We start from the raw sequence: 4,443 nt of genomic DNA, 5'->3' as shown, positions 1-4,443 counted from the left end.
GCTGAACTGACGCGACTTCTTCTGTGCCACAACAACTCCGTTCAATTACCCAAATCATACTTTGGGTCACTGTCCGAAGATCTTCAGGCACCTCAATCGCTACTGCCCAGCCATTCTCGAGGCCGGCCACTGCGAACGCGATCTCGGCAGCTGGAAGTGCGAATGTCACGGGTCCCGCCGGCTCGTCCGGCTCGATCGGTAGCCCGGCCGTTAATCCGTACGACGGGTTACAGATACGCAGCGTGGAATCGGTCGCTGCTTGAAACGAGAGCAGGGGACGCGGCTTCGCCTCGCCGTGAGGGAGCATCACGGTTGTAACGGCGGCATCGGGCTTTCCGTCGGCATCGACGGTGCGGTAGAGCAATTGCCATGCGGCGACGTCGAGCGGCAAGAGCTGAAGCTGCTTGAGATCTACCGACCGGCTCTTCAGTACCGTGCCGGGTGCCGTGTCGGCTAAACCATCGGGGATGCCGTAGAAGTCATCCAGCGGCGGTGAGGGCTGCGCGAAGGCAGAGGGCGCACTGGCCACCCCGCTCAGGCCCGAGGCCATCAAAATCGCTATGAGCACCCCGGAAAAGCGACGCGCCCGGCTGTAGGTGCCACGTTCGATCCCTCGCGAATTATGGAACGTCGCATGCAGATAGCGATCGGGCAAGGCCATCGTTGTCCTTCCGTGCGTCGAAGTATGGCGACGGACTCAGCCTTGTCCGCTTGATGGTTACGCAGAGTAGGTTACAGCGTGTAGGGTGTCAATTATGGACCCGATCCCCACAGTTGCGCACTTCGCGAAAGGGCGCGTCCCGCGGGAGGTTCGCCGGAAGCAGCTGCTTGCCCTCGCTGAGGCTCTACTCGTCGAGCATGGGTACGACGGCTTCTCGATCGAGGACTTGTGCCAGGCGGCGGGCGTCAGCAGGCCAGTCGTCTACGAACACTTCGGATCGAAGGAGCGCGTCTACTTGGCTGTCTTGCGCAGTGTTCGTGAGGAGTTCGGCCGCACGATGTTCGATACCCTCGCGACAGCGAATGACGTTCAAGCGGCGGCGAGGGCGGGTTCGGATGCCTTCTTTGCCATCCTCGAGAAGAATCCGCGCCGATGGTTGATGGTGTTCGGTTCGACCACCGGGTTCTCCGGTGCGTTGGCGGACGACCTTTGGGAACTGAGGTCGTCGACAGTAAACGCGATCGCCATGATGCTGAGCAGATTCTACGGGGAGCTTTCGCCTGTGCACCTTGCAGCGTTGGCACACGGAATCTCGGGCGCAGGTGAAGGGCTGGGGCGCTGGTGGATGCGTAACCGCGACGTCCCGAGGCAGTGGGTTGTCGACCAACACGTCACGATGACACTTGCGGCTGTTGAGGCCGTACAAATCGGAGAGGAATATCCATGACCGAACACCTGCCTCCTGCCGCGCGAAAGGCTCGAAGTGGGTCGCTCGTAGGCAAAGTCGTAGCCATCACAGGTGGCGCGCAGGGGATCGGATTTGCGACAGCGGTAGCCTGCGCAGCCGCCGGAATGAGTGTGGCGATCGGAGATCTGTCGGCATCGGCGAGCGCGCAGGCTGCGGAGGAACTCGGGATCGACCGAGCGATAGGGCTCCCCGTCGATGTGCGCAACCGAGAATCGTTCTCAGCCTTCCTCGATGCGACTGCTGAGCAGTTGGGAGAGATCGACATCGTGATCAACAATGCAGGTGTGCTGCATATGGGCCCGTTTGCTGAATCCGAACCAGACGAGGTCCAGCGTCAAGTCGACGTAAATCTGGGTGGGGTGCTCATCGGTAGTCGGCTGGCGTTGGATCGATTCCTGCCTCGGGGCAGCGGGCATATCGTCAACATGGCCTCAACGGCGGCGATGGTCGCCGCACCCAATGGCGCGGTCTACACAGCGACCAAGTATGCCGTCCTCGGGTTCACTCGCGCCTTGCGCGGCGAGTTGCGAGGTAGTGGGATACGTACCACTGTGGTGATGCCGGGAGTGATCCGGACCGAAATGACGACCGATTTCCGTGGCGCGACCGGTGTACGCGTCATCGAACCGGACGCGGTCGCAGAGGCCATAGTCGCGGCGATTCGCACCGGTGCCATGGAAGTTTGTGTACCTAAAGAAGTTGCCTTGCAAGGCCGACTGTTCACGACTCTCCCCGCAGGCTTGTCCGATATGTTGAGACGGATTACAGGTGCAGATCAGGTCATGCATTAGCAACTCTGCTTACCGCGTACCAATCGTCTAGGACAGCGTCCGTCCCGGCTCCTGTGGGCGGGGGAGGCTTGCAGCAAGGGAAATGAATGAAGCGCACAGCACTAGTAACGGGTGCATCGTCAGGAATCGGCAAGGCGACTGCCGCCATCCTGGTAGCGAAGGGCTACCGCGTGATCGGAACAAGCCGCAACGCTGCGGCTATGCCGGATACGGCAAAGGTGGCCGATGTCGACTACCGTTCGCTCGACCTCACCGATGTCCAGTCGATCGACGCGTTCGCAGCCAAGTTGGGACAGGTCGACGTCTTGATCAATAACGCTGGCGAAAGCCAGTCCGGACCACTCGAAGATCTGCCGCTGGGCGCCATCGATCGGCTGTTCGCACTCAACGTCTTCGGGCCGGTGCGGCTGACCCAACTCGTGCTGCCCGGCATGCGTGAGCGCCGTTACGGCCGGGTTGTAATGGTCGGTTCGATGCTCGCCTCGTTCCCCCTCGCCTATCGCTCTTCGTACGTGTCGACGAAAGCCGCCATCAAGGGATTCGCCGATGCCGCACGATTCGAGGTCTCGCCATTCGGGGTTTGGCTGTCGACTGTCGAGCCCGGCTCGATCAACACCGGGATAGGCGGGCGGCGCACAAAATACATCGCCGAAAACTCGCCGTACGAAACGGATTTTCATGCGGTTCTCGGCGCTCTCGAGAAGAACGAGAACAGTGGCATTGCGGCGGAGCGCGTAGCCGGGACAATCATGGCAGCTGTTGAATCTCGGCGCCCTAAACCCTTGTACGCGGTCGGGCGCGGTGATTGGCAGGCTTTCCTGCTGAAACGGTTAGCGTCGCGTTCGTCGGTTGAGAAAGCGGTGGCGCGGCGACATGGACTGGCCCGATGACACCACTTCCGGTCCGCTACAACGCACTGGCCGCGATCAGATACGGTCGGAACCACGTGGACCCGCCCGGTGCAAACAGATGGGACATCGAGAGCTCAGGCTCGCCTGTCATCCTGCTGCACGGGTTGGGGATCGACATGGCGACGAGTTGGTACGCACTCTCACCACTGCTCACGAATCTCGGATACGACGTCTTCGCTCTCGACTACGGCCGGTATGGACACGGCATGATCACCCGTCCCCGAGGCACGGGCAAGGTCGTACCCGGTGTCGGAGATCTCGAACGATGTGCCGAGGAACTCGACCAATTCGTCGATGAGGTCCTTGCCACAACCGGCGCCGCGAAAGTCGCTCTGGTCGGCCACTCGGTGGGTGGGCTTCTGGCGCAGTATTTTCTCAAACGCCGCGGCGGGGACACCAAGGTCAGCCACTTCGTCGGCCTTGCGCCGACTGTGCACGGGCTCACGTTCAACGGATTGCTTCGAGCACCTCGCCTTCAGCGGATCGGCGCACGACTGGTCGGCGAGAACATCCTTCAGCAGGCCGCAGGATCGAAGTTCATCGAACATCTATACACCGACGGTGAAACGGTGGACGGCGTCGAATACACGATGATCAGCCCGCACTGGGACATGATCACAACTCCGATACGGGCGCAGCGGCTGGAGGGACCTGCAACGAACAATATCCGACTGCGGAACTACGTCGATCACGTGCTGATCGTTTACAACAAGACGGCGCTCGAGCACGTCGTGGCTGCGCTCGATTCTCAGAGGTACTGACGACGGCTCGTGCCGGGCTACGGCTCGATCGATCGGACGGACAGACCCGCACTGCAAGGCGGTGACACTGGGGAACTGGTCGCAGGTGCACTGCCGTCGATTCGTGCTGGATGAAATCGAGCCGCCGGCCGTTTGAGCCGCTCCGCACCAGAACGCAGTAGGAGAGCCGCTCCCGTGTGGTTCCGATACAGGTCGGTCGGCTGTCTGAAAAGTCGGGCGACGGTCGCAAGCCAGTGATCACCTCTGCAGCGCTTGGGAAGCCAGCACGCGGGACTGTGACCCGATCGGCGAGGAAGACCGACTTGCCGAACTGATCGGCGACATCTTCCGCACTCTCGGCATAGAGTGCTGCAGGTGCGGATCGGAATCCGGGCAGCAGTGCGGTCCTGTGACTGCCCTGGTTCACAGGAAACCGATTTCAGCTGCCTACACCGTCGACCACCGCAGACCCACTCCTTTTGCAATACGCATACTTAGAGCCCCTATCGGGTTCGGTTGCTGAATCGTCGCCAACAGATCAGTGCCGCACCAAGATTCAGGAATCCGTAGTGGATGTCGGTGCGACGTTCCC

At 61.1% G+C, this 4,443-nt stretch carries 4 protein-coding genes and 1 pseudogene; 4 read left to right on the top strand and 1 reads right to left on the bottom strand.

All coding sequences use genetic code 11. The features are described from left to right. A pseudogene (locus ACWEMY_RS29080) lies at positions 1 to 661 on the bottom strand (hypothetical protein); the annotation flags it as partial. Between the two features lie 94 nt (positions 662 to 755). Between ACWEMY_RS29080 and ACWEMY_RS29075 the strand changes: the two are divergent. The 4 genes from ACWEMY_RS29075 to ACWEMY_RS29060 all read left to right on the top strand — a co-directional run bounded on the left by ACWEMY_RS29075 (position 756) and on the right by ACWEMY_RS29060 (position 3,872). Then, positions 756 to 1,388 (top strand): TetR/AcrR family transcriptional regulator, encoded by a 633-nt coding sequence (locus ACWEMY_RS29075; RefSeq protein WP_452392583.1) that lies wholly within the window; start codon positions 756 to 758, stop codon positions 1,386 to 1,388. Beyond that, on the top strand, positions 1,385 to 2,200 hold the full coding sequence (locus ACWEMY_RS29070; RefSeq protein ID WP_452392582.1) for an SDR family NAD(P)-dependent oxidoreductase: 816 nt from the start codon (positions 1,385 to 1,387) through the stop codon (positions 2,198 to 2,200). The genes ACWEMY_RS29075 and ACWEMY_RS29070 overlap by 4 nt, the downstream gene beginning before the upstream one ends. An 86-nt stretch (positions 2,201 to 2,286) precedes the next feature. Beyond that, a complete protein-coding gene (locus tag ACWEMY_RS29065; RefSeq protein ID WP_452392581.1) occupies positions 2,287 to 3,090 on the top strand; it encodes an SDR family oxidoreductase in 804 nt (267 codons plus the stop codon). Further along, positions 3,087 to 3,872: an esterase/lipase family protein gene (locus ACWEMY_RS29060; protein ID WP_452392580.1), complete on the top strand. Its 786-nt coding sequence runs from the start codon at positions 3,087 to 3,089 to the stop codon at positions 3,870 to 3,872. Before ACWEMY_RS29065 ends, ACWEMY_RS29060 begins: the two co-directional genes overlap by 4 nt. Positions 3,873 to 4,443 lie beyond the last annotated feature (571 nt).

Source organism: Nocardia sp. NPDC004415 (assembly GCF_053602435.1).
Note: the sequence above shows the minus strand (reverse complement) of the source record. Positions and strands in the feature narration are given on the sequence as shown.

Bases quoted from the DNA above. Each gene is read 5' to 3' on its own strand.
- ACWEMY_RS29075 (WP_452392583.1), top strand. From the start codon at position 756: ATGGACCCGATCCCCACAGTTGCGCACTTCGCGAAAGGGCGCGTCCCG.
- ACWEMY_RS29070 (WP_452392582.1), top strand. From the start codon at position 1,385: ATGACCGAACACCTGCCTCCTGCCGCGCGAAAGGCTCGAAGTGGGTCG.
- ACWEMY_RS29065 (WP_452392581.1), top strand. From the start codon at position 2,287: ATGAAGCGCACAGCACTAGTAACGGGTGCATCGTCAGGAATCGGCAAG.
- ACWEMY_RS29060 (WP_452392580.1), top strand. From the start codon at position 3,087: ATGACACCACTTCCGGTCCGCTACAACGCACTGGCCGCGATCAGATAC.